The sequence below is a fragment of the Deinococcus ficus genome, assembly GCF_003444775.1.
Lineage (GTDB): Bacteria > Deinococcota > Deinococci > Deinococcales > Deinococcaceae > Deinococcus > Deinococcus ficus.
This window is the reverse complement of sequence record NZ_CP021081.1, coordinates 335,606-355,000: the sequence shown is the minus strand read 5'-3', so window position 1 is coordinate 355,000 and position 19,395 is coordinate 335,606. Positions and strand designations below refer to the sequence as shown.

Genomic DNA, 19,395 nt, shown 5'->3' with positions numbered 1-19,395 from the left:
AACGCGTCGGTGGCGGCCGGCATCCTGCTGTACGAAGCCACCCGGAAACGGGCATGACCGCCGAACGCGACCTGGACGTCATGACGGTCCGCAGCGGCGCCCTGATCCTTCAGGTGCTGCCGGAACTGGGGGCCAGCATCCTGAACCTGCGCGCCGCGTCCGGCCGGCCGGTGCTGCGCCCGGTGGACCCGGCCGGCGTGCGCAGCAGCAGCCAGTGTGCGAGCTTCACGCTGCTGCCCTACAGCAACCGCATCCGCGACGCGCACTTTCCCTTCCACGGGCAGGACGTGCAACTCACCCCCACCACGAAAGACGGTCTCGCTCAGCACGGGGACGTCCGTAACCGGCCCTGGCAGGTGGAACGGGTCAGTGACGCGCACCTGCGCTGCACCTTCGACAGTCGTGCCTTCCCGGACATGAACTGGCCCTGGGCGTTCACGGCCGTGACCGAATACCTGCTGCACGGCCCGCACCTGGACACCAGCCTCACGCTGACGAACGCGGACACCACCGACATGCCGGCCGGCCTGGGCCTGCACCCCTACTTTGCGCGCCGCCAGGATGGTGTGGACCCATTGGTGGAGTTCGACGCGGCCCTCACCTACGACACCGACGAGCGGCTGCTCCCGCTCGCCGGGGCGCGGCCCGTCCACCCGGACGAGGACCACCGCACGCCCACCCGCCTGGGCGACCGGCACGTGGACCGCGCCTACACCGCCTGGGACGGCGTCGCCCGCCTGGACTGGGGCACGCGCTCCCTGACGATCACCGCCGACAACGTGTTCTCTCACCTGATCGCCTTCACCGCGCCGGACGGCACCCTGGCCCTGGAACCCGTCTCTCACGCCACCGACGCGTTCAACCTGGCGGCCCGGGGCGTGCACGGCACGGACATGCGCGTCCTTACCCCCGGGCAGAGCCTGGCGGGCGCGGTGCGGTTCACGCTAGGCGGCGACTGGAGCTGACCGGACCTACCTGGACTGGGCCTCAGGCGGCGGTCGTGGCGAGCAGCACGCCGTGGCGGTCACGGACCTCGAAGCCCGTGCGGGGCCGCCCCGCCATCCAGTGCAGGGCGTCCAGAAGGTCGTCGGTTTCACGCAGCACTTCCGGCCGGGTGTCGCCCACCCACACCACCCGGTAGGCGCGCTCCCCGGTGGGGGGCGTCCAGGGCTGGCCGGCTTCCTCTTTCACGAAGGCATGAGACATGGCCCCTCAGTCTGGGCCGGCCGGATTGGACGGGCATGGGCGCACGGTAACGGGGGCTTCACCAGCCCACAGGTGAAGACCCCGCGTGTGAAGGGCGCCGTTACAGCAGGGCGCGGATGCGCGCCTCCAGTTCTCGCGCCACCGCCGCCGGGCCCTGCGCGAGCGTACCGGCGCCGAGGTGCCAGCGGCCCCGCTGCTCGAACTCGCTGGTGAACAGGCTGGCCATGCCGGTCGCGCGGCGGTCCACTTCCAGGATGACGTCCAGGCCGCCCGCCTGCGGGAACATCATCATCTCGATCTCCGAGACGCGGTACTGCCCGTACGGCGGCCGGAACGACAGTTCCTGCGCGATCTGCCCGTGGTGGTACTCGACCTCGCTGCCGGACAGCGTGAAGCCCAGCTGCTGCGCTGCCGTGATCAGCGTCTCCTGCTCGCGGGACGGCAGGATCTGCAGCTGGTCCTGGTCGCCGGGGTCCATGGCGCCGGCGATGTCGGCGTCCGTGGCGAGCCACACCTGCGTGCCGGGCAGCGTCAGGGGCGTGCCGGCCGGGACGGGCAGGCTGAACGGGAATTCCCGAGTCTCGCCGGGCCGCAGGTCGAAGGCCGGCACGACCTGCTGCTTGAACAGCTGGTGCGTGGCGTACCCGTCGTCCGTGCGGTACCGGGTGGCGAGGCCCAGGTTGATGCGCTCCACACGCTGGTCCACGGCGCCGCCGCGAATCACGATCACGCCTGTGACCGCCTCACCGATCCGCACGGCCGTGTTCTGCACCTGCGCGTCCACACTTGCGCCGCCCACACCGACGGCCGCCATCATTCGTTTCAGGAAACCCATAGCCTGCCTTACGTGGCCTGTGCCGGAAGAGTTCCCGGAGTCACGATTCGCCCGGACCAGCCAGAACGATGTGCCTTTCCTCTTGATAGGGCAGGCCCCGCGGCGTGGCCCGCGTCGCCCACTCTTCCGGGCGCACTTCCTCATCCATGAAGCGGCATCGGGTCACCCAGTCCTCCCAGGTAGGCGCGAATGCGCGCACGGACACCTGCCACTCGCCCAGCACGGTCCAGCCCACCTGCGCGAGACGCTCCGGGACCTGCGGGACGTGCCGGCGGGGCCCGACGGAGAGGAAGTGCGCGCCGGGCGCCGCGAGTTCCGGCAGGCGCAGGATCACGCTCGTCGGGCCGCGCCGCGACACGATCAGGTCGAACGGGCCACGCAGGCCGGCGGGCACCGCGCCCCGGCCATTCCACTCGTGGAAGTGCGCGTGCGGGGCCTCGCGCCGCGCCCGCTCCAGGAACTCCGGGATGAAGTCGTACGCGGTCCAGGACGCCGCGAGTGGCCCGAAGCGCCGCGCGTCCGGGCCGTGCCCGCAGCCGGCCTCCAGCACCCGGGTTTCCGGGGTGAGCAGCGAGGAGAGCAGCAGGTCGAAGGTCAGCTCCGGGTCCGGGCCGCGCAGTTCCCGCCGCCACGGGTGGGCGTACCCGGCCAGTTCCCGCGCCAGCCGCGCGTACCCCTCCCGGGAATGAACGGACGGCACGGGCTCGGTCATGACCGCAGCGTACCCGGTCTCCCCTTTCGCGCGGCGCCGGATGGGGTACCCTGGCCGGATGCAGGGCGGCTTCTACCACTCCAGACTTCAGCACCCGGGCGCGGTGCTGGCCCCCATGGCCGGGTACAGCGACGCCCCCATGCGGCAGCTCGCCAGCGAACAGGGCGCGCTGTGGACGGTCAGCGAGATGATCAGCGCCCGCGGCCTGGTGCTGGGCGGCGACACTGAGAACCTCACCCTGGGCCGCCCCTTCGACGGGGAAACGAACCGCGTGGTGCAGCTGTTCGGCGCCGACCCGGACATCCTCGCGCAGGCCACGCGGCAGGTGCAGGACTGGTTTCACCCGGCCGCCATCGACCTGAATATGGGGTGCCCCGTGCCCAAGGTGCGCGGCAAGGGCGGCGCGTGCCTGCTCCAGACGCCCGAGACGGCCTTCGAGCTGATCCGCGCCATGAAGAGCGCCACCCCCCTGGACGTCAGCGCGAAGATCCGGCTGGGCTGGGACCACGACCGCAGCGTGGAGGTCGCGCAGGGCCTCGCGGCGGCCGGCGTGAACCTGATCACCGTGCACGGCCGCACGAGCGCCCAGCGGTACACCGGCGAGGCCGACTGGGACGCCATCGCCCGCGTGGCCGCCGCAGTGGACGTGCCGGTCGTGGGCAGCGGCGACGTCACCAGCGTGGCCGCCGCCCGCGCCCGGAAGGTGACGGGCGTGGCGACCGTCATGATCGGCCGGGGCGCGGTCGGGAACCCCTGGCTGTTCCGCGCGCTGGCGACCGGCGCCGACACGGACGACCTCCCGCCCGCCCCGGAACGCGCCCGGACGGCGCTACGGCACGCCGAACTGCAGGAGCGTTTCTATGACGACGACACCGGCCGCCTCACGCTCAGGCCGCTGCGCAAGGTGCTGCCCAAATACCTGCCGGATCACCCGGAGCTCCGCGACGCGCTCGTGCAGGTCACGACCGTGCAGGACGTGCGCGAGGTGCTCGCCCCGCTCCTGGCCGGGACGGGTGACCTTGCCGCGCCCACCCCCCCGGGGGCCCAGGCCGCCGTGTGACGAACCTGACTGATCCCAGAGGCTATGCTGTGAGACGCCCATGAATGTCCAGGAGTACTACGCCTACCTGTCCGCTGCGCGGGAGCAACTGTGGAATTACCTGCGGGCCCTCCCGGCCGACGACCTCAACCGCGACCTGATCGAGGGCGGTGACCGGTTCCACAACATCAAGGACCTCCTGCTGCACGTTCTGGACGTGGAAGACCACTGGGTGCACGGCGTCGCCCGCAAGGACGGCCTCGCCAAGGCGTACCCCCACGACTGGGTCAAACCGCAGGCCGAGCAGTACGACCTGGCCTGGATCATCGAGTACGGCCGGACCGTGACCGACCGCACCCGCACCTTCCTGCACAGCAACCCCGACCTGAGTGAACAGGTCAAACTCATCCAGGACGACCCCACCAGCGAGACCGTCACCCTGGACCAGCTGATGTGGCACGTGATGACCCACGAGGTCCGCCACACCGCCCAGATCGCCCTGATGGTCCGCCAGCTGGGCCACACCCCGCCCTGGCTGGACTACTTCCGGTTCGCCCGGCCGCAGGTGACCGCCGCGCAGAGTGGCGGGGTGGAGGATTATCCCATCGACGGCGAGGACGACGAGGCGTAAGCCAGGGCAGAGAGAGGCGCACCGATGATTCCGGTGCGCCTCTCTCCTTTGCTCCCCGGTCAGGGGAAGCGCCGTAATTACAGGATGCGCTGGCCGAGCAGGCTGGCGGCCATGCCCACCATCACGTCCGCCGTCTGGTTGCGGGTGTCCAGGATGGGGTTGACCTCCACGATGTCCAGGCTGGTCACGCGGCCCGACTCGCACAGCAGTTCCATCAGGAGGTGCCCCTCGCGGTAGGTCAGGCCGCCGGGAACCGGGGTGCCCACGCCGGGCGCGACGCTGGGGTCCAGGGCGTCCGCGTCGAAGGACACGTGCAGGGCGTCCACGCCGCCCAGGCGTTCCATGACCTCCTCGTGAATGCGGGTGATGCCGAGCTGATCGACGTCTTTCATGGTGTAGGCCTTGATGCCGGCCTCGCGCATCAGCTCGCGTTCCTGGGCGTCCACGCTGCGGATGCCGATCATGACGATGTCCTCGGGGCGCATGTGCCAGCCGCCGCCCAGGCCCGCGAGGTCCGGGTTGCCCAGGCCGGTGAGGTGCGCGACGGGCATGCCGTGAATGTTGCCGCTGGGGCTGGTCTGCGGGGTGTTGTAGTCGGTGTGGGCGTCCACCCAGAGCAGACCCGTGCGGCGCGGCGAGCCGGGGCCGCGCAGGGCGTTGCCGGTGACCGTGCCCATGCTGACGCTGTGGTCCCCGCCGATGGTGATGGGGAAATCCCCGGCGGGCAGGTCGCGGACGCGCTGCACGGTGGCGCGGCAGGAGTCGATGATCTGGTTCAGGAACACGTACCCGGCGGTCTTGTGCTTGTCCACGGTCTCGGGGATGGGGACGTTGAGGTCGCCGTGGTCGGTGACGGTGTGGCCGAGTTCGCGCAGGCGGCCGGCGAGGTGGGCGTTACGCAGGGCGCTGGGGCCCATGTCCACGCCGCGGCGGCCGGCGCCGAGGTCCATGGGAATGCCGAGGATGGAGACGTTCATGGCCCTCAGCGTAAGGGGGGAACGCGGGTATGCCTTACGGCTGCAAGTTTATGTGTCGCTGAACTCGGAGGGCAAGGCGCATGAATTATTCAATTGAATATCCATTCGTGAGGGTGGCCGGCGTGACCGCCCAGGTCAGCAGGTCGCCGTCCTCCTCATCCCAGGCGGTCCCGGTCTGCCGGAACCCGCACTTCTCCAGCACGCGGCGGCTGGCGGGATTCGCCACGGCCGTCTGCGCGGTCACGGTCCGCACGCCGGACTCCTGCAGGAAATGAGCGGTCAGGGCGCGCACCGCCTCCGTGGCATACCCCTGACCCCAGTCGGCCGGGGCGAACCCGTACCCGATCTCCACGGCCCCCTGCGCGTCCACGCCGCCCTTCCCGCCCAGCTGCCCCACCGCCCGGCCGTCCGCCCGGGTCACGGCCACGAAGGACCCGGGGGCCTCTGCCAGCCCCGCGCGGATCAGGCGCTCCAGCTTCGCGGGAAACAGGGGCAGCGGGTCCCCCGGCCACTGGGCGGTGAACGTGACCGGGAGCGGCCCATCCGGCGTGACCAGCACGTGCTCGAAGGCCTCCTCCTGGAGCCGGCGCTCGATCAGGGCGCGGGTGAGGGGAAGCAGCAGGAGGCGCGGCGTCTGGAGCACAGGCACCCGCGCAGGCTAGTGTGTGGGGATCACCCGGACATCTGCCAGATGACGCACCCCACCCCCACCCCGACCGACCCGCGCCGCGCCCGGCTGCTGCTGGTCGCCGACCACGTGCACCCCTACATCTACCGCGCGGCCTTCCCCGCGGGTCTGCCCCCCGTGGACGCCGTGCTGGCCGCCGGGGACCTGCCCGGCGACTACCTGGAGTTCCTGGCGACCAAACTGCCCGTGCCGGTCGTGTACGTGCACGGCAACCATGGCAACGAACACGTGCACGAAGGCGACCTGCGCCTCCCGCCTCGCGGCGTGGTCCGCGCGCACGGCCGCGTGGTGCAGGTCGCGGGCCTGCGCATCGCCGGGTGGGGCGGCGTGCCCCAGTACCGCACCCCCCACGAGGGCCAGGACAGCCCCGGGCAGTTCACGCCCCGGCAGGCGGCCTGGGGCCTGCGGCTGCTGGCGTGGCAGGCGCGGCGGGGCGTGGACGTGCTGCTCACCCACGCCCCGCCGGAAGGCCCGCACGCCGGCACGGACCACGCGCACCGCGGCGCCCCGGAACTGAACGCCTTCATGCGCCGCACCCGGCCCGCCCTGGTCGTGCACGGCCACATCCACGAGTACGAGGGCAAAAAGACCGAGTACCTGGACGCGGACAGCGGCGCGCGGGTCGTGAACGCCTACGGGTACCGGATCCTGGACCTCTGACCTGCCGCACCTGCTCGGGAAGAGTCTCTGTAAGGCGACTTCGGAGGCCCCGTCACGGCCGTTCGGCGCCCGGCATCCCGGCTGCTCCTGCCTGCATCGTGCGCGGTACCATGCCCTGATCGTTCACTCCCCACCGCTCAGCGCTCCCGGGACCGCCGGGGCACGTCAGGCAAGGAGGCCGCTGGTGGCCAAGCTCGTGTTCGGAATGAACCAGTCCCTGGACGGCTACGTGGATCATGAGGCCTTCGCGCCGGGGCCCGACCTGTTCCGGCATTTCATCGGGGAAGCGCAGGCGCTGGCGGGCAGCGTGTACGGCCGCCGGATGTACGAGGTCATGCGCTACTGGGACGACGATGATCCGGAGTGGACCGAGGCGGAGCAGGCGTTCGCGGCGGCGTGGCGCCGCCAGCCGAAATGGGTCGTCTCCAGCACTCTGGCATCGGTGGGGCCCAATGCCACGCTGCTCCGGGGCGACATTGGGGCCGCCGTGCGCGCCCTGAAGGCCGGGCATGACGGGGAGATCGACGTGGCAGGACCGGTCCTGGCGCACAGTCTCGGCGGGCTTGGCCTGATTGACGAATACCGGATCTACCTGCACCCGGTCGTGCTGGGTCAGGGCAGGCCCTATTTCGCCGGGCCGCGGCCACCCCTGCGGCTGAAGTCCAGTGAGCGGCTCGCGGAGGACGTGGTCCGGCTGGTGTACGTTCCGGCCTGACAGGAGGTCGCGGCGCCGCGGGCCGTGCTCAGCGGTCCAGGCGGAAGATGTGCATGTCCGGGTCGGGGCGGCCGAGAATGTGCCCGGTGAGCATGCGGGCGGCCTGGACGCTGTAGGTGATGCCGTTTCCGCCGTACCCCAGGGCGAACAGCAGCCGGGAACCCTTCTCCTGGGGGCCGATGAACGCCAGGCCGTCCTTCGTCTCCCCGAAGGTGCCGGCCCAGGAGTAGGCGACCTCGACGTCCAGGCCCAGCAGCTGTTCGATCTTGTGTTCCAGGCGGCGGGTCTTGCGGGTCAGCATGCGTTCGCGGCGCTCGGGGCTGTGATGGTCGTCGTCCTCCCCGCCCACGATGATGCGGCCGTCGTCGGTGGTGCGGGCGTACAGGTAGGGGCGGGCGGTTTCCCAGATCAGGCACGCTTCCGGCCAGGGCACGGGCGCCAGCGGCTCGGTGACCAGGGCGTAGCTGTTCTTCAGCTGGGCGAGGCGGCGGCCCAGGAACTTCTCGGCCTCGTACCCGGCGGCGACGATCACCCATTTCGCGCGGACGGCGGCGTCGCGGTTGGTGTGCGCGGTGAAGCCGCCGCGGACGGAGTCAAGGCGGGTGACCTCGGTGCGGTCGTAGACGCGCGCCCCGCGGGCCTGCGCGCGGTGCAGGAGGTGCTGCGCGAGGCGGTAGGGGTCCACCTCGGCGCCGTCCGGGCTGAACAGCGCTCCGGGCGCCTCGATGCCGAAGCGGGCCTGCACGGACGCGGCGTCCAGGTGCTCGACGCTCAGGCCGGCGGCGGTGCGGGCCGCATATTCGCGGTCCAGCATGCGGGCGTCTTTCTTGCTGCTGGCGTAGTACAGGCTGCCGTTCGCGCGGAAGCCGCAGTCGTCCGGGAGGTCCTGCACGAGATCCCGCACGCGGTCGATGGCGCCCCGGCACAGGTGGTAGGCGCACTCGGCGTCCCGCTGACCGATCATGGGAATCAGGTCCACGAGGTTAGTGTCGATCTCGTACTGCAGCAGGGCGGTGCTGGCGCTGGTGCTGCCGGCAGCGGCGTCACGGCGGTCCAGGAGGACGGTGTCCAGGCCGGCGTCCGTGAGGGCGTCGGCGAGCAGCGCGCCGGTGATGCCCGCGCCGATGACCAGCACGTCCGCCCGCTCGGGGGCCGTGAGGGGAGGGTAGGAGTGCATCAGCCCGTTGGTGGTGGGCCAGTAGGCGCGGCCAGCGCGGAGGTCCATGCCGGCGACTGTAGGGGGACGTGTGGCACGCGATTGCGGGCTGGCGTGCCATCTCAAGCGAGCCGGACCATAAGGTAAATGTCCATGAAAATAGGACCCGCACAGGGGTCCCTTGGGAGCAGGCGGGTCAGAACCAGCCGCGTTTCCGGGTGGGCGGCGTTTTCAGGCGCTTCTGGGCCTGTCCGAGCATGAAATCCACGGCGCGGTCGCGCCTGCGGGCCCTGGCGTACTTGCCTTTTTTCTTCTGGGCGCCGCGTAACAGCGTGAGCACCTCGATGGCGATAGGCGCGTAGAAGAGCAGTTTGCCGAGCTTGCCGCCCCGGGCGGCGCGGGTGAAGGGAATTCTCATGCCCTCCATTACGCGCCCCGCGGGGGTGGGGTTGCTGAACGGGGGCTGAAGGCCGTTCACGCGCCCCCAGGCCCCCGTGCTGAAGCGGGTCAGTCGCGGCGCAGCAGCACGTCCCCGGCGTAGCGGCCGCCGCCCAGCAGTACCAGGGCGAGGCAGACGCCCAGAAGGGTCAGGGTGAATTCCACGCCGTTCGGCATGAAGAACCCGGCCTTGAGGTGCACGAGCAGGGTGGCGCCGAGCATGTCCACCGCGAGCAGGCCCGCGAAGAGGCGGGTGAGGAAACCACTGATCAGGGCGGCGCCGCCGATCAGTTCCACGAACGCCACCAGCGGCGCGGTGAGGGGCGGCAGGGGCACGCCCATCTGCGCGAAGGCGTCGGCGGTGCCGCCGAGGCTGAACACCAGCAGCTTCTGCAGGCCGTGGGCGAGGAACACGAGGCCCACCACGCCGCGCAGCAGGGCGAGGGCCAGGTCGAGGCGCTGGGCGTCGGTGCCAAAGCGGGAACGGAGCGTGGAAACGGGCGGGACGGGCGTGGTCCGGGTCGTCATGGGAATCCTCCAGGGCAGGGGGTTATAAGGATGAGGAAACAGAAGGCGTTACAACAGATATTTGATCTCGAAGGAAGGGGGATCAGCGGCCTCCCGTCACCGCGCTCTCCCCCAGCGCCTCGCGCAGGTGCTCGACCAGACCCTGAAGGCGCTCTTCGGGCAGGTGGGCGAACTGCTGGGAGTGCAGGGCCGCCAGCGGGGCGTCCAGACGCTCGACCGCTTCCCGGCCCGCGTCGGAGAGTTCGCTCAGGACGATGCGGCGGTCCTGGGCGCTGCGGCGGCGTTCCACCAGGCCCTGCTTTTCCAGGCGGTCCAGCAGCCGGGTCACGTCCGGGTCGCGGTTGATCAGCCGGGCGCCGATCTCGCCGCAGGTGAGGCCCTGGGTGCCGGCGCCCCGCAGGATGCGCAGGATGTTCAGCTGGGTGAGGGTCAGCTGCTCGCTGCGCAGCAGCTGCTCGGTCTCGTCGCGCTGGCGCACGGCGAGCTGCTGCAGCAGCAGGTACGCGCGGTGCGCGAGTCGGGGGTCGGCGGTGGGGGCGTCAGACATGGGGCTCCTTCGCCGCGTCCCAGGGGCGGGAGGTGGCTCCGCCATATTATTCGTTATCACGACTATCGTCAAGACAGACACCGCCGACCCCGGATGCCGGACCGCCGACCTCACCCCGCCGCCTGCTACTTTGAACGCATGACCGCAACCCAGGACCGCGTGACGGCCCTCCGGGAGCAGCTGGTCGCCTGGCGGCGGCACCTGCACATGCACCCCGAGGTGGGCTTCCACGAACATGAAACCGCGCAGTACATCGAGGCCCAGCTGCGCCAGATGCCGGGCCTGACCGTGACCCGCCCCACCGCCACCAGCGTCCTCGCCGTCCTGAAAGGCGGCCAGCCCGGCCGCACCGCGCTGCTGCGCGCCGACATCGACGCGCTGCCCATCACCGAGGAAAACACCTTCGAGTTCGCCTCCCGGACCCCCGGCGTGATGCACGCCTGCGGCCACGACGGCCACACCGCCATCCTGCTGGGCGTGGCGAAACTCCTCAGCGAGCACCCCCAGGACGTGCCCGGCGAGATCCGCATGATCTTCCAGCACGCCGAGGAGATCGGCCCCGGCGGCGCCGAAGAACTCGTCACCACCACCGACCTGATGCAGGGCGTGGACGTCGTCACCGGCCTGCACCTGAGCAGCAGCCTGCCCGCCGGTCAGGTCGCCATCCGCGCCGGGGCGTTCATGGCCTCCCCCGACATGATCGAACTGAAGATCAAGGGCAAGGGCGGGCACGGCGCGCAGCCGGAACAGACGGTGGACCCCATCGCCGTGGGCGCGCAGGTCGTCACGAACCTCCAGCACGTCGTGAGCCGCAACACCTCCGCGCTGGACGCCCTGGTGGTCAGCATCACGTCCTTCCACGCCGGCACCACCCACAACGTCATCCCCGACACCGCCGAGATGCTCGGCACCGTCCGGACCTTCGACCCGGAGCTGCGGCAGCGCGCCCCGCAGCTGATCGAGCGGATCGTGAAGGGCGTGTGCGAGGCGCACGGCGCCGAATACGAGCTGAACTACGAGTTCGGCTACCGCCCGGTCGTGAACACCGACTGGGTCGCCGCGCAGCTGCGCGAGATCGCCGAGGCCGAGTTCGGGCCCGGGCAGGTCATGGAAGCGCCGCAGTGGATGGGCGGCGAGGATTTCAGCGCCTACCTGCAGAAGGCCCCCGGCGCGTACTTCAACGTGGGTGCCGCCAGCGAGGCTGCCGACAGCCACTGGCCGCACCACCACCCGCGCTTCACCATCGACGAGGCCAGCCTGGAAACGGGCGTGCGGATGCTGCACGCCGCCGCGCTGCGCCTGACCCTGCCGCAGTAACCGGGCGCGCAGAAGGCGGGCGGAGGTATGGTCACCCCGCCCGCCTTCGCCTGTGCCCTGGTCTACCGACCCCGCAACGTGCCCTGCACCGCACTCATGAATTCCGCCCGGGTGCGCGGGTCGCTGCGGAACAGGCCCCGCATGGCGCTGGTGGTGGTGCTGCTGTTCTGCTTCTGCACGCCGCGCATCGCCATGCACAGGTGCACGCCTTCCATAAACACCGCCACGCCCTTCGGCTCGAGCAGGTCCTGCACGGCGTCGGCCACCTGCGTGGTGATGCGCTCCTGCACCTGCAGCCGCCGGGAGTACAGGTCCACGATCCGCGCGAACTTGCTCAGGCCCAGAATCTTGCGGTCCGGGATGTACGCCACGTGCGCCCGGCCGTAGAAGGGCAGCATGTGGTGCTCGCACATGCTGTAGAACTCGATATCCTTCACGATCACCATCTCGCTGCCCTCGGCCGCGAACACGCCGTCTCCCACGACCTCGCGCACGTCCTGCCCGTACCCGGCGGTCATGAACTGCCAGGCCTTCGCCACGCGGTGCGGGGTGCGCTGCAGCCCCTCGCGGTTCGGGTCCTCGCCGATGGCGGCCAGCCACTCGCGGGTCAGGGGGTTCAGGCCGGGCACCTCCAGCGCCTCCGGGGAGAGGGGCGGGCGGGGGCGGTCAGGGGCGGGCGGATCAGGGGGGGTCAAGTCGGGAAACTCCTTGCAGGAAAGAACGGCAGGGCAATCAGGTGCGCCGAGTGTACGCCAGGTTCAGCGCGCGGACTTGAAGGGCGGGCCGGCCCGCCTGCACAGGGGACCTCACCCCCAATCAGGTGTGGCAGGATAGCGGGATGAGGAGTCAGGAGGCCCCACTCACGCTGTTTGACCTTGCCGGCACGCCTGACGAAGCCTACCGGCTCGCGGCCCGCCTGAGCCTGATCGAACCGCACGCCCGGCGCGCCCGCCGCTGCCAGGTCGTGCTGCTGGGCGCCCCCCTGACGCCCGCCCTGTACTGCGGCCGCCTGCTCCTGACGCCCGGCACGGTGCTGGGCCTGGACAGCGACGTGTCGCACATGGCGTACCTGCGCGGGCGCCTGGGTCACGAACTCGGCGCCGCCGCCGACGCCCTGCGCAACTGGGAGGGCCGCGGGTACAGCGTGAAGGCCGAGCAGCTCGACGCCATCCGCGAGGCGACCCTGATGGTGGCCGGCGCCGTGGACGAGCGCGCCGCCGTCGCCACCGCCCGCCGGCCGCTGTTCGGCCTGACACCGGGCCGGCGCCTGGAGGCGGCACAGGCCACCCTGGACGAGGCGCACCTGTACCTGGGCCGCGCCCTGGCGAGTGCGCCGTTGCAGGAGGTGCCGTGGCCGCCCACCGGGTTCCTCGGCTGGGACGAGCGCAGCGTGACCAGCAGCCGCTCCATGATCTGAGGGGCAACCAAGGAGGCCCGCCAGGTTCCCGGCGGGCCTCCCCTGTTGGTTGGCTTCAGCCCCAGTGAACCGCGCCGTACGTCTTCTCGCGCTCCGGGCCGCAGGAGAAGATCACGACCGGGCAGTTCACGGTCTCCTCGATCAGGTCCAGGTACGCCTGCGCTTCTTTCGGCAGCGTCTCGCGGCTCTGGGCGCCGTCCGTGGTGGCCCAGCCCTTCATCCGGCGGTACACCGGCTGGTCACCGTCGTACGCGACGCACACCGGCACCTCGTCCATGCCGCTCAGGATGTCCATCTTGTTGATGACCAGCCCGTCCAGGCCGTTGACGTCCACGGCGTACTTCAGCAGTTCCAGGTCCAGCCAGCCCACCCGGCGGGCGCGGCCGGTGGTGGTGCCGTACTCGTCCCAGGGTTTGGACCCGTCGCCGCGCAGGCGCAGGATGCCGGCCTCGTCGTGCACCTCGGTCACGAACGGCCCGTGCCCGACGCGGGTGTTGAAGGCCTTCGCCACGCCGTACACCTTCTGCACGGCCTTGTGGTTCACGCCCGCACCCACCAGGATGCCGCCCACGGTGGGGTGACTGCTGGTCACGAAGGGGTACGTGCCGTAGTTCAGGTCCAGCAGCGTGGCCTGCGCGCCCTCGAACAGCACGTTCCGGCCGTCCCTGATCGCCTGGCGCAGCTGCGCGCCGGTGTCCTGCACGAAGGGCAGCAGGGCCTCGCGGGTGGGCGCCAGGGCCTCCAGGGCCACGTCCACGCTGGTCCAGCCGGCGTCGCGGGTGCTGTTCGGTTTGGCTTCCAGCAGCCGCTCCAGCCGCTCGCGCAGCACCCCGTCGTCGGCGAGGTCACCGAAACGGATGCCGACCCGGCGGGCCTTGTCGGCGTACGCCGGGCCGATGCCGCGCCCGGTGGTGCCCACGAAGTCCTTGCGGCCGTCCACGTACTTGTGGTGCGGCAGCACCAGGTGCGCCCGGTCACTGATCCGCAGGTCCGGGTTCAGGCCGCCCGCGATCAGGTTCCGGCGTTCCTCGAGGAACTTGTCCGCGTCGATGACCATGCCGTCGCCGAGCACGCTGACCGTGCCGTCGTGCAGCACGCCGCTGGGCAGCAGGTTCAGCTTGAACGTCTGCCCCTTCGCGTTCACGGTATGGCCGGCGTTCGCGCCGCCCTGGTACCGCACCACGAATTCCGCTTCGGGAGCCAGGAAGTCCGTGATCTTCCCTTTCCCTTCATCGCCCCACTGGGCGCCCACAATGGCAATACCGGGCATTTCAGCCTCCAGCCACGCGCCAGGACTTGCTTGCTGTTGCCCGGAACCTCAGCTCCGGCAAAAAAAAGCACGGCGCGCAGCACCGTGCCTCACTCTACGGGATCGGGCGGGCAAGGCGGGACGGGTTGTTTACCCGGCGGCCCTGCCTGAACTCGGCCCAGGAAACAGCCCGTTACTCGCCGTGCAGGGTGAGCAGCAGGGTGCGGGGCCCGCTGTGGTCGCGGTGCTCGCACAGGTACACGCCCTGCCAGGTGCCCAGCGCGGGCCGGCCGGATTGCACGGGCAGGGTCAGGCTGGGGCCCAGCAGGCTGGCCTTGATGTGCGCGGGCATGTCGTCCGGGCCTTCCAGGGTGTGTTCCCACTCGCGCCAGCCCTCGGGGACGTGGGCGTTGAAGTACCGCTCGAAGTCGCGGCGGACGTCCGGGCTGGCGTTCTCGTTGACGGTCAGGCTGGCGCTGGTGTGCCGGATGAACACGTGCAGCAGCCCGGCGCGCACCTGCCCGAGTTCCGGCAGGGCCCCCACGATCTCCCGGGTGATCAGGTGAAAGCCGCGCGGCTGGGGCTTCAGGGTCAGGTCGCGTTGCACCCACATGAGGCTCAGCGTACGGCGCGGGCGGGAGAGACGTGGGGTTCGTCCTCGCCCAGCGGCTCGAACAGCGCGTGGAAGCGGTGAAAGTCGTGCTCGTGAATCCACACGCTCTCGGGCGCCCGGCCCGCCTGAACCCGCGCGTTGCGGTCGCTGACCCGCGCCCACAGCACGTCGGGCGGGGCGCTCAGGTCGTACAGCCGCAGCGGGAGGCCGTGCTGGGCACACCGGGCCCGCAGGGCGTCCCGGTCGGCGCGGCGCCAGAAACCGTAATCGAGAATCACGTCCACACCCTGTTCCGCCGCCCGCGTCCACTGCACCTCGAACAGCGAGAGCAGCGCCTGGAGGGCCGGGCGGTACAGCGCCTCGGGCGGACTCGCACCCAGCAGCGCGTGCGTCCACTCGTCCGGCGTGAACCGCAGGGCGCCGCACTCCGCTTCCAGCTGCCGCGCCAGCGTGGTCTTGCCGCTGCCGAGAAAGCCGTGCAGGGCGTGCACCGTGCCCGGGTGAGCGGGGCTCACAGGGTGTTCAGCAGCTGCCGGATGAGGGCGTACAGGTAAAAGCCGGTGGCGCTGGCGGTCAGCAGCGACCCGGCCCGCCACCACCGGACGTCGTCGGCGTCGATTTCCGGGCACAGCCAGCGGGTGTGCTCGGTGCGTTCCACCTCCACCACCTTCTGGTTGCCGACCTCGAACCAGAACGCGATCAGGTAGCCCAGCCCCGCCCGGCCGAACCCGTCGGCCAGGCCCCAGCGGAAATCGGTGTACAGCAGGGCGCACGCGGCGCTGGGCCAGGGGGCCAGCCGCAGGGCACGGGTGAAGCCGTCCCAGACGCTCTGGCCGATCAGGGGCAGCACGTCGGAGACGGCGTACGGCTGCGGCAGGCTGGCCGGACCGGGCCGCAGGGTGGGCAGGTGCGTGGAGTGGGACATGGCAGGGCTCCTCGGGCGGGGGCGGTGGGCTGAGCGGTACGCGGAGTGTATGGCAGGGCCGGGCCGCCGGGCGGCTCACCTGGGCGGCGTGGCTGGCCCGGGGCTCATCTGGCGGCTTTACGCTTCCTGCACGTATGCGCCGCCTGCTGCCTGCCGTGTTTTTTACTGCTGCCATGTCCCTGGGTGCCGCCGAGGCCGTGTCGTCCCTGTCCGTGCCGGTCACGGTGCCTCTGGCCGGCGTGCAAGGCGCTGCGAACGCGCGGGTGCCGGCGGAGTTCGCGCGGCTGGACGAGACGCGCTCCTTCCTGGGCGGGCTGGTCAGCGTGAAGCTGGCGGGCACGGTGACGCGGGCCGGGCACGTGAGCGTGCGGCCCTCGGCGGACGGGGCGGGGCTGGTGGTGAGCGTGCCGATCCGCGCGGCGTTCAGGGCGTCGCCGGGGGGCCTGGGGAGCGTCATGGCGACCGATTTCGGCGGGCAGGCCACGGTCAGCCTGACGGTCACGCCGTTCGTGCGGCCGGACTGGGAGGCGGGCGTGAAGGTGCGCGGCGATTACGCCTGGACGGACCCGCTGAGCGTGGATCTGGGCGGGGGCCTGAAGATCAGCGTGCAGTCGCTGGTGGACGCGCAGGTCCGCGCTCAGCTGGACAAGGTGGCGGCGGACGTGGAGCGGGCGGTGCGGGAGGGCGCGGACCTACGAGCGCGGGCGGGGGCACTGTGGGGGCGGGCGCAGCAGCCGTGGAGCCTGCCCACGCCCGAGCCGGGGTACGCGCTGGTACTGCCGAAGGCGCTGAGCGTGACGCCGTTCCGGTTTACACAGGACGCCCTGAAGCTGACGGTGGGCGCGGCCTTCGACCTGAAGGCCGGGCTGGGCCGCGCGCCGGCCGCGCCAGTCCGGCCGCTCCCGGCGCTGAACGTGGCGGCCGGGGTGGCAGACGGCGTGGACCTGAGCGTGCCGGTGCGGCTGCCATACACGGACCTGTCGGCCGCGGCCACGCGGTACGCCGCGGCCCAGGTGTTCCCGCTCTCCGTGCCCACCAGCCCGAAGCTGCGCGTGACGGGCGTGACCGTCAGGCCGCAGGGCGCGGCGCTGCACGCGGTGGTGCAGTTGCGGATCGAGGGGCCGCTGGGCCTGCGGGTGCCGGCCACGGTGGACGTGACGGGCACGCCCGTGCTGGACGCCGCGGGCCGGGTGCTGACGCTGAAGGGCGTGACGGTCCGCACGCGCCGGGAGGGCCTGTCCGGGCGGGTGATCGGCTGGCTGGCGGACGCGCGGGCGCAGGCGTTCGTGCAGGGCGCGGCGCGGTTCGACCTGACGCCGCACCTGGACCGGGCGCGGGGGCAGGTGCAGGCGCGGCTGCCGTTCACGCCCGTCCCGGGCGTGCGGCTCTCAGGCACGGTCGGGACGCTGAAACTCACGGGTTTCCAGGTGACGCCGGACGCCCTGGTCGTCACGGCCGCGGCGGGCGGGCGCGTGAACGCCACGCTGGACGCCGCGAGCCTCGCGCGGTAAGGGCCGGGAGTCCGGCGCGCTAGCCTGCCCGCATGACCGAGCACCCGAACTGGCCGCACCTGACCGAGGACGACGAGCAGCCCTGGGAGACGCTGTCGTCCCGGCTGCTGGTGGACGGCGTGCGGCCCATCCGCGAGGACCGGGTGCGGCTGCCGAGCGGGGTGGAGTTCGCGTACCAGTACCGCAGCCGCGGGCCGCGGGCGGTGTTCGTGCTGCCGGTTACCGCGGACGGGCAGGTGGCCCTGATCCGGCAGTACCGCTACCCGCTGCGCTCCACCGTGACGGAGGTGGTGGCGGGCGGCGTGGAGCGCGGCGAGGACCTGCTCACGGCGGCCGCGCGGGAACTGCGGGAGGAGGTGGGCGGCGTGGCGGCGGAGTGGGTGGCGCTGCCCGGGTTCTACCCGCAGCCGAGCATCAGCGGGGTGGTGTTCTACGCGTTCCTGGCGCTGGGCGTGACGCTGGGGGAACTGCACCTGGAGGACACCGAGGTGATCGAGCGGACCGTGGTGCCGCTGGCGGAGGCGTACCGGAAGCTGGACGCCGGGGAGATTCACGACGCGTCGAGCAGCCTGGCGCTGTTTCACGCCCGGCGGGTGCTGGTGGAGCGGGGCCTGCTTTGACGGAACTGCCCGCGCCCTTCACCACGCTTGAGCGGCCGCACCGGCACGACGCCCTGATCGAGAACAGCGAGTTCCTGGCCTTCGCGGAGCGCGCCGACACGCCGGAGGCCGCGCTGGCGCAGCTGGCGGCGCTGCGCGCGCGGTACCCGGACGCCACGCACCACTGCTGGGCGTACCGGATCGGCGCCGTCTACCGCTTCGGGGACGACGGCGAACCGGGCGGCACGGCCGGCGCCCCGATCCTGCGGGCCATCGAGGGCCAGGGCGTGGATCACGTGATGGTGGTCGTGGTGCGGTACTACGGCGGCGTGAAGCTCGGCACGGGCGGGCTGGTCCGGGCGTACGGCGGCACGGCCGCCGAGTGCCTGCGCACCGCCCCGCAGGTGCAGGTGCGCCCGCGCGTGACCGTGCGGGTCTCCGTGGGCTTCGAGCATCTGAGCACGCTGTACCACCAGCTCGGCACCCTGGACACCGTGCGCGGCGAGGAGACGTACACGGCGGGCGGCATGACCCTGCCCGTCCATCTCTTCCCGGAGGACGCCGCGGCGTTCACGCAGGCCCTGACGGACGCCACGCGCGGCGCGGCGGTCCTCGAGGACCTGGGGTTCGCCGGGGGCGACGTTTAGACTCGGCGCATGCTCTCTTCGTTGCCGCTCCGCATCGGGTATGGCGAGGACGCCCACCGCCTCGCGCCCGGCCGCCCACTCATCCTGGGGGGCGTGCCCGTGCCGCACGCCGAGCGGGGCGCCGTGGCCCACAGTGACGGGGACGCCGTGCTGCACGCGGTCGCGGACGCGCTGCTGTCCGGGCTGGCGCTGGGCGACATCGGGCAGTACTTCCCGGACACCGACCCGCAGTGGGCGGGCCTGGACTCGCGGGACATCCTGCGCCGCGTGCTGGACCTGATCCGGGAACGCGGGTACGAGCCGGTGAACGTGGCGCTGGTCGTCACGCTGGACCGCCCGAAGCTGGGGCCGCTGCGCGCCAAGATCGCCCGCAGCGTGGCCACGCTGCTGGCCCTGCCGGAGTCCGAGGTGGGCGTGAGCTTCAAGACGTCCGAGGGCCTCGCGCCGGACCACGTGCAGGTCCGCGTGACCGCCCTGCTGGGCCGCGATGGCTGAAGCCCCCTCTCCCCTGCTGCCCACTCCGCTGGTGCACGTCGTGCTGTTCGAACCCGAGAAAGCCGGGAACGTCGGGAACGTGGCGCGCACCTGCTCGGTGCTGGGCGCCGAACTGCACCTGATCCGCCCGTTCGGCTTCCACCTGCACGACCGCGAGTTCCGCCGCGCGGTCATGGACTACCTCCAGGGCGTGCCGCTGCACGAGCACGCCAGCTGGACCGCCTTCCAGGCGGCGCTGCCCGAATCGGCCCGGGTGTTCGCGTTCAGCACGCACGCCACGCAGCTGCACACCCGCGCCGGGTTCCAGCGCGGCGACTACCTGCTGTTCGGCCCGGAATCCCGCGGCCTGCCCGCCTGGCTGCGCGACGCCCTGCCGAAACTCAAGCTCCCGCAGCCGGGCGGCGGACGCAGCCTGAACCTCGCCGTGGCCGCGGGCGTCGCCGCCTTCGAGGCCGCCCGGCAGATCGAAGGCTGGTAGGAAGCCGCGGGA

The 19,395-nt window shown here is 71.6% G+C and carries 27 protein-coding genes (1 of these 27 running past the window's edge); 13 read left to right on the top strand and 14 right to left on the bottom strand.

The genetic code is table 11. The annotated features are described in order from the left end of the window. On the top strand, positions 1 to 57 hold the end of the coding sequence (gene rlmB, locus DFI_RS01730) for a 23S rRNA (guanosine(2251)-2'-O)-methyltransferase RlmB (RefSeq protein WP_027463486.1). It extends 669 nt beyond the left edge of the window; 57 of the gene's 726 nt are visible here — the last part of the coding sequence; its start codon lies off the left edge, out of view; the stop codon is at positions 55 to 57. Continuing rightward, positions 54 to 965, top strand: a complete 912-nt coding sequence (locus DFI_RS01725) for an aldose 1-epimerase (protein ID WP_027463487.1) — start codon at positions 54 to 56, stop codon at positions 963 to 965. Before rlmB ends, DFI_RS01725 begins: the two co-directional genes overlap by 4 nt. 22 nt (positions 966 to 987) lie before the next feature. Here the strand turns inward: DFI_RS01725 and DFI_RS01720 are convergent, their stop codons facing one another. The 3 genes from DFI_RS01720 to DFI_RS01710 all read right to left on the bottom strand — a co-directional run bounded on the left by DFI_RS01720 (position 988) and on the right by DFI_RS01710 (position 2,753). Beyond that, positions 988 to 1,206: a hypothetical protein gene (locus DFI_RS01720; protein ID WP_022800408.1), complete on the bottom strand. Its 219-nt coding sequence runs from the start codon at positions 1,204 to 1,206 to the stop codon at positions 988 to 990. 100 nt (positions 1,207 to 1,306) lie between these two features. After that, positions 1,307 to 2,023 carry a sporulation protein gene (locus DFI_RS01715; RefSeq protein ID WP_229829581.1) on the bottom strand — a complete coding sequence of 239 codons (717 nt, stop codon included), beginning with the start codon at positions 2,021 to 2,023 and terminating at the stop codon, positions 1,307 to 1,309. Positions 2,024 to 2,081: 58 nt separating this feature from the next. Next, the gene (locus DFI_RS01710) at positions 2,082 to 2,753 is read right to left on the bottom strand and encodes a class I SAM-dependent methyltransferase (RefSeq protein ID WP_027463489.1); all 672 of its coding nucleotides are present in this window, start codon (positions 2,751 to 2,753) and stop codon (positions 2,082 to 2,084) included. A 58-nt stretch (positions 2,754 to 2,811) separates the two neighbouring features. On the opposite strand from DFI_RS01710, the gene DFI_RS01705 reads away from it, so the two are divergent. Further along, positions 2,812 to 3,813 carry a tRNA dihydrouridine synthase gene (locus DFI_RS01705; RefSeq protein WP_043778728.1) on the top strand — a complete coding sequence of 334 codons (1,002 nt, stop codon included), beginning with the start codon at positions 2,812 to 2,814 and terminating at the stop codon, positions 3,811 to 3,813. Between the two features lie 40 nt (positions 3,814 to 3,853). Then, positions 3,854 to 4,423, top strand: a complete 570-nt coding sequence (locus DFI_RS01700; RefSeq protein WP_043778730.1) for a DinB family protein — start codon at positions 3,854 to 3,856, stop codon at positions 4,421 to 4,423. A 77-nt stretch (positions 4,424 to 4,500) separates the two neighbouring features. Here DFI_RS01700 and rocF read toward each other — a convergent pair whose 3' ends face one another. Together rocF and DFI_RS01690 are read right to left on the bottom strand one after the other, a co-directional pair. Beyond that, positions 4,501 to 5,400, bottom strand: a complete 900-nt coding sequence (rocF, locus tag DFI_RS01695; protein WP_027463490.1) for an arginase — start codon at positions 5,398 to 5,400, stop codon at positions 4,501 to 4,503. Positions 5,401 to 5,485: 85 nt separating this feature from the next. Continuing rightward, positions 5,486 to 6,049 (bottom strand): GNAT family N-acetyltransferase, encoded by a 564-nt coding sequence (locus DFI_RS01690; protein WP_051307996.1) that lies wholly within the window; start codon positions 6,047 to 6,049, stop codon positions 5,486 to 5,488. A 42-nt stretch (positions 6,050 to 6,091) separates the two neighbouring features. Between DFI_RS01690 and DFI_RS01685 the strand changes: the two genes are divergently transcribed. Then, positions 6,092 to 6,748 carry a metallophosphoesterase family protein gene (locus DFI_RS01685; protein WP_051307998.1) on the top strand — a complete coding sequence of 219 codons (657 nt, stop codon included), beginning with the start codon at positions 6,092 to 6,094 and terminating at the stop codon, positions 6,746 to 6,748. Between the two features lie 184 nt (positions 6,749 to 6,932). After that, positions 6,933 to 7,463, top strand: coding sequence for a dihydrofolate reductase family protein (locus DFI_RS01680; RefSeq protein ID WP_027463492.1), 531 nt, complete (start codon positions 6,933 to 6,935; stop codon positions 7,461 to 7,463). A 28-nt stretch (positions 7,464 to 7,491) separates the two neighbouring features. Here the strand turns inward: DFI_RS01680 and DFI_RS01675 are convergent, their stop codons facing one another. The 4 genes from DFI_RS01675 to DFI_RS01660 all read right to left on the bottom strand — a co-directional run bounded on the left by DFI_RS01675 (position 7,492) and on the right by DFI_RS01660 (position 10,132). Next, positions 7,492 to 8,688, bottom strand: coding sequence for an NAD(P)/FAD-dependent oxidoreductase (locus DFI_RS01675; protein ID WP_027463493.1), 1,197 nt, complete (start codon positions 8,686 to 8,688; stop codon positions 7,492 to 7,494). Between the two features lie 127 nt (positions 8,689 to 8,815). Further along, the gene (locus DFI_RS01670) at positions 8,816 to 9,037 is read right to left on the bottom strand and encodes a hypothetical protein (protein ID WP_022800418.1); all 222 of its coding nucleotides are present in this window, start codon (positions 9,035 to 9,037) and stop codon (positions 8,816 to 8,818) included. Between the two features lie 89 nt (positions 9,038 to 9,126). After that, entirely contained in the window at positions 9,127 to 9,585 is a 459-nt protein-coding gene (locus tag DFI_RS01665; RefSeq protein WP_027463494.1) for a DoxX family protein, read from the bottom strand. Positions 9,586 to 9,667: 82 nt separating this feature from the next. Beyond that, positions 9,668 to 10,132, bottom strand: coding sequence for a MarR family winged helix-turn-helix transcriptional regulator (locus DFI_RS01660; RefSeq protein WP_022800420.1), 465 nt, complete (start codon positions 10,130 to 10,132; stop codon positions 9,668 to 9,670). Positions 10,133 to 10,270: 138 nt separating this feature from the next. Between DFI_RS01660 and DFI_RS01655 the strand changes: the two genes are divergently transcribed. Then, the gene (locus DFI_RS01655; RefSeq protein ID WP_027463495.1) at positions 10,271 to 11,449 is read left to right on the top strand and encodes a M20 family metallopeptidase; all 1,179 of its coding nucleotides are present in this window, start codon (positions 10,271 to 10,273) and stop codon (positions 11,447 to 11,449) included. A gap of 62 nt (positions 11,450 to 11,511) precedes the next feature. Here the strand turns inward: DFI_RS01655 and folE are convergent, their stop codons facing one another. Beyond that, positions 11,512 to 12,144, bottom strand: coding sequence for a GTP cyclohydrolase I FolE (folE, locus tag DFI_RS01650; RefSeq protein WP_027463496.1), 633 nt, complete (start codon positions 12,142 to 12,144; stop codon positions 11,512 to 11,514). A gap of 143 nt (positions 12,145 to 12,287) precedes the next feature. On the opposite strand from folE, the gene DFI_RS01645 reads away from it, so the two are divergent. Further along, complete coding sequence (locus tag DFI_RS01645; RefSeq protein WP_027463497.1) at positions 12,288 to 12,866, top strand: hypothetical protein; 579 nt, start codon at positions 12,288 to 12,290, stop codon at positions 12,864 to 12,866. Positions 12,867 to 12,921: 55 nt separating this feature from the next. Here DFI_RS01645 and DFI_RS01640 read toward each other — a convergent pair whose 3' ends face one another. From DFI_RS01640 to DFI_RS20040, 4 genes are all read right to left on the bottom strand, one after another. Beyond that, on the bottom strand, positions 12,922 to 14,136 hold the full coding sequence (locus DFI_RS01640; RefSeq protein WP_027463498.1) for an adenylosuccinate synthase: 1,215 nt from the start codon (positions 14,134 to 14,136) through the stop codon (positions 12,922 to 12,924). A 172-nt stretch (positions 14,137 to 14,308) separates the two neighbouring features. Continuing rightward, positions 14,309 to 14,728, bottom strand: a complete 420-nt coding sequence (locus DFI_RS01635; protein ID WP_027463499.1) for a secondary thiamine-phosphate synthase enzyme YjbQ — start codon at positions 14,726 to 14,728, stop codon at positions 14,309 to 14,311. A gap of 5 nt (positions 14,729 to 14,733) precedes the next feature. Then, on the bottom strand, positions 14,734 to 15,243 hold the full coding sequence (locus DFI_RS20045; RefSeq protein ID WP_051308000.1) for a P-loop nucleotide/nucleoside kinase family protein: 510 nt from the start codon (positions 15,241 to 15,243) through the stop codon (positions 14,734 to 14,736). Beyond that, complete coding sequence (locus tag DFI_RS20040) at positions 15,240 to 15,653, bottom strand: hypothetical protein (protein WP_027463500.1); 414 nt, start codon at positions 15,651 to 15,653, stop codon at positions 15,240 to 15,242. Before DFI_RS20040 ends, DFI_RS20045 begins: the two co-directional genes overlap by 4 nt. Before the next feature lie 173 nt (positions 15,654 to 15,826). Between DFI_RS20040 and DFI_RS01625 the strand changes: the two genes are divergently transcribed. From DFI_RS01625 to DFI_RS01605, 5 genes are read left to right on the top strand one after another with little or no spacing between them, the layout of a single operon-like run. Continuing rightward, a complete protein-coding gene (locus DFI_RS01625) occupies positions 15,827 to 17,164 on the top strand; it encodes a DUF4403 family protein (protein ID WP_244940294.1) in 1,338 nt (445 codons plus the stop codon). A gap of 32 nt (positions 17,165 to 17,196) precedes the next feature. Continuing rightward, the gene (locus DFI_RS01620) at positions 17,197 to 17,784 is read left to right on the top strand and encodes an NUDIX domain-containing protein (protein ID WP_027463502.1); all 588 of its coding nucleotides are present in this window, start codon (positions 17,197 to 17,199) and stop codon (positions 17,782 to 17,784) included. Then, positions 17,781 to 18,410, top strand: a complete 630-nt coding sequence (locus DFI_RS01615) for an IMPACT family protein (protein ID WP_027463503.1) — start codon at positions 17,781 to 17,783, stop codon at positions 18,408 to 18,410. The genes DFI_RS01620 and DFI_RS01615 overlap by 4 nt, the downstream gene beginning before the upstream one ends. Positions 18,411 to 18,419: 9 nt before the next feature. Then, positions 18,420 to 18,905 carry a 2-C-methyl-D-erythritol 2,4-cyclodiphosphate synthase gene (ispF, locus tag DFI_RS01610; protein ID WP_027463504.1) on the top strand — a complete coding sequence of 162 codons (486 nt, stop codon included), beginning with the start codon at positions 18,420 to 18,422 and terminating at the stop codon, positions 18,903 to 18,905. After that, on the top strand, positions 18,898 to 19,383 hold the full coding sequence (locus tag DFI_RS01605; protein WP_043778736.1) for a tRNA (cytidine(34)-2'-O)-methyltransferase: 486 nt from the start codon (positions 18,898 to 18,900) through the stop codon (positions 19,381 to 19,383). Before ispF ends, DFI_RS01605 begins: the two co-directional genes overlap by 8 nt. Positions 19,384 to 19,395 lie beyond the last annotated feature (12 nt).

Bases quoted from the DNA above. Each gene is read 5' to 3' on its own strand.
- DFI_RS01725 (WP_027463487.1), top strand. From the start codon at position 54: ATGACCGCCGAACGCGACCTGGACGTCATGACGGTCCGCAGCGGCGCC.
- DFI_RS01720 (WP_022800408.1), bottom strand. From the start codon at position 1,206: ATGTCTCATGCCTTCGTGAAAGAGGAAGCCGGCCAGCCCTGGACGCCC.
- DFI_RS01715 (WP_229829581.1), bottom strand. From the start codon at position 2,023: ATGATGGCGGCCGTCGGTGTGGGCGGCGCAAGTGTGGACGCGCAGGTG.
- DFI_RS01710 (WP_027463489.1), bottom strand. From the start codon at position 2,753: ATGACCGAGCCCGTGCCGTCCGTTCATTCCCGGGAGGGGTACGCGCGG.
- DFI_RS01705 (WP_043778728.1), top strand. From the start codon at position 2,812: ATGCAGGGCGGCTTCTACCACTCCAGACTTCAGCACCCGGGCGCGGTG.
- DFI_RS01700 (WP_043778730.1), top strand. From the start codon at position 3,854: ATGAATGTCCAGGAGTACTACGCCTACCTGTCCGCTGCGCGGGAGCAA.
- rocF (WP_027463490.1), bottom strand. From the start codon at position 5,400: ATGAACGTCTCCATCCTCGGCATTCCCATGGACCTCGGCGCCGGCCGC.
- DFI_RS01685 (WP_051307998.1), top strand. From the start codon at position 6,092: ATGACGCACCCCACCCCCACCCCGACCGACCCGCGCCGCGCCCGGCTG.
- DFI_RS01675 (WP_027463493.1), bottom strand. From the start codon at position 8,688: ATGGACCTCCGCGCTGGCCGCGCCTACTGGCCCACCACCAACGGGCTG.
- DFI_RS01670 (WP_022800418.1), bottom strand. From the start codon at position 9,037: ATGAGAATTCCCTTCACCCGCGCCGCCCGGGGCGGCAAGCTCGGCAAA.
- DFI_RS01665 (WP_027463494.1), bottom strand. From the start codon at position 9,585: ATGACGACCCGGACCACGCCCGTCCCGCCCGTTTCCACGCTCCGTTCC.
- DFI_RS01660 (WP_022800420.1), bottom strand. From the start codon at position 10,132: ATGTCTGACGCCCCCACCGCCGACCCCCGACTCGCGCACCGCGCGTAC.
- DFI_RS01655 (WP_027463495.1), top strand. From the start codon at position 10,271: ATGACCGCAACCCAGGACCGCGTGACGGCCCTCCGGGAGCAGCTGGTC.
- DFI_RS01645 (WP_027463497.1), top strand. From the start codon at position 12,288: ATGAGGAGTCAGGAGGCCCCACTCACGCTGTTTGACCTTGCCGGCACG.
- DFI_RS01640 (WP_027463498.1), bottom strand. From the start codon at position 14,136: ATGCCCGGTATTGCCATTGTGGGCGCCCAGTGGGGCGATGAAGGGAAA.
- DFI_RS01635 (WP_027463499.1), bottom strand. From the start codon at position 14,728: ATGTGGGTGCAACGCGACCTGACCCTGAAGCCCCAGCCGCGCGGCTTT.
- DFI_RS20040 (WP_027463500.1), bottom strand. From the start codon at position 15,653: ATGTCCCACTCCACGCACCTGCCCACCCTGCGGCCCGGTCCGGCCAGC.
- DFI_RS01625 (WP_244940294.1), top strand. From the start codon at position 15,827: ATGTCCCTGGGTGCCGCCGAGGCCGTGTCGTCCCTGTCCGTGCCGGTC.
- DFI_RS01620 (WP_027463502.1), top strand. From the start codon at position 17,197: ATGACCGAGCACCCGAACTGGCCGCACCTGACCGAGGACGACGAGCAG.
- ispF (WP_027463504.1), top strand. From the start codon at position 18,420: ATGCTCTCTTCGTTGCCGCTCCGCATCGGGTATGGCGAGGACGCCCAC.
- DFI_RS01605 (WP_043778736.1), top strand. From the start codon at position 18,898: ATGGCTGAAGCCCCCTCTCCCCTGCTGCCCACTCCGCTGGTGCACGTC.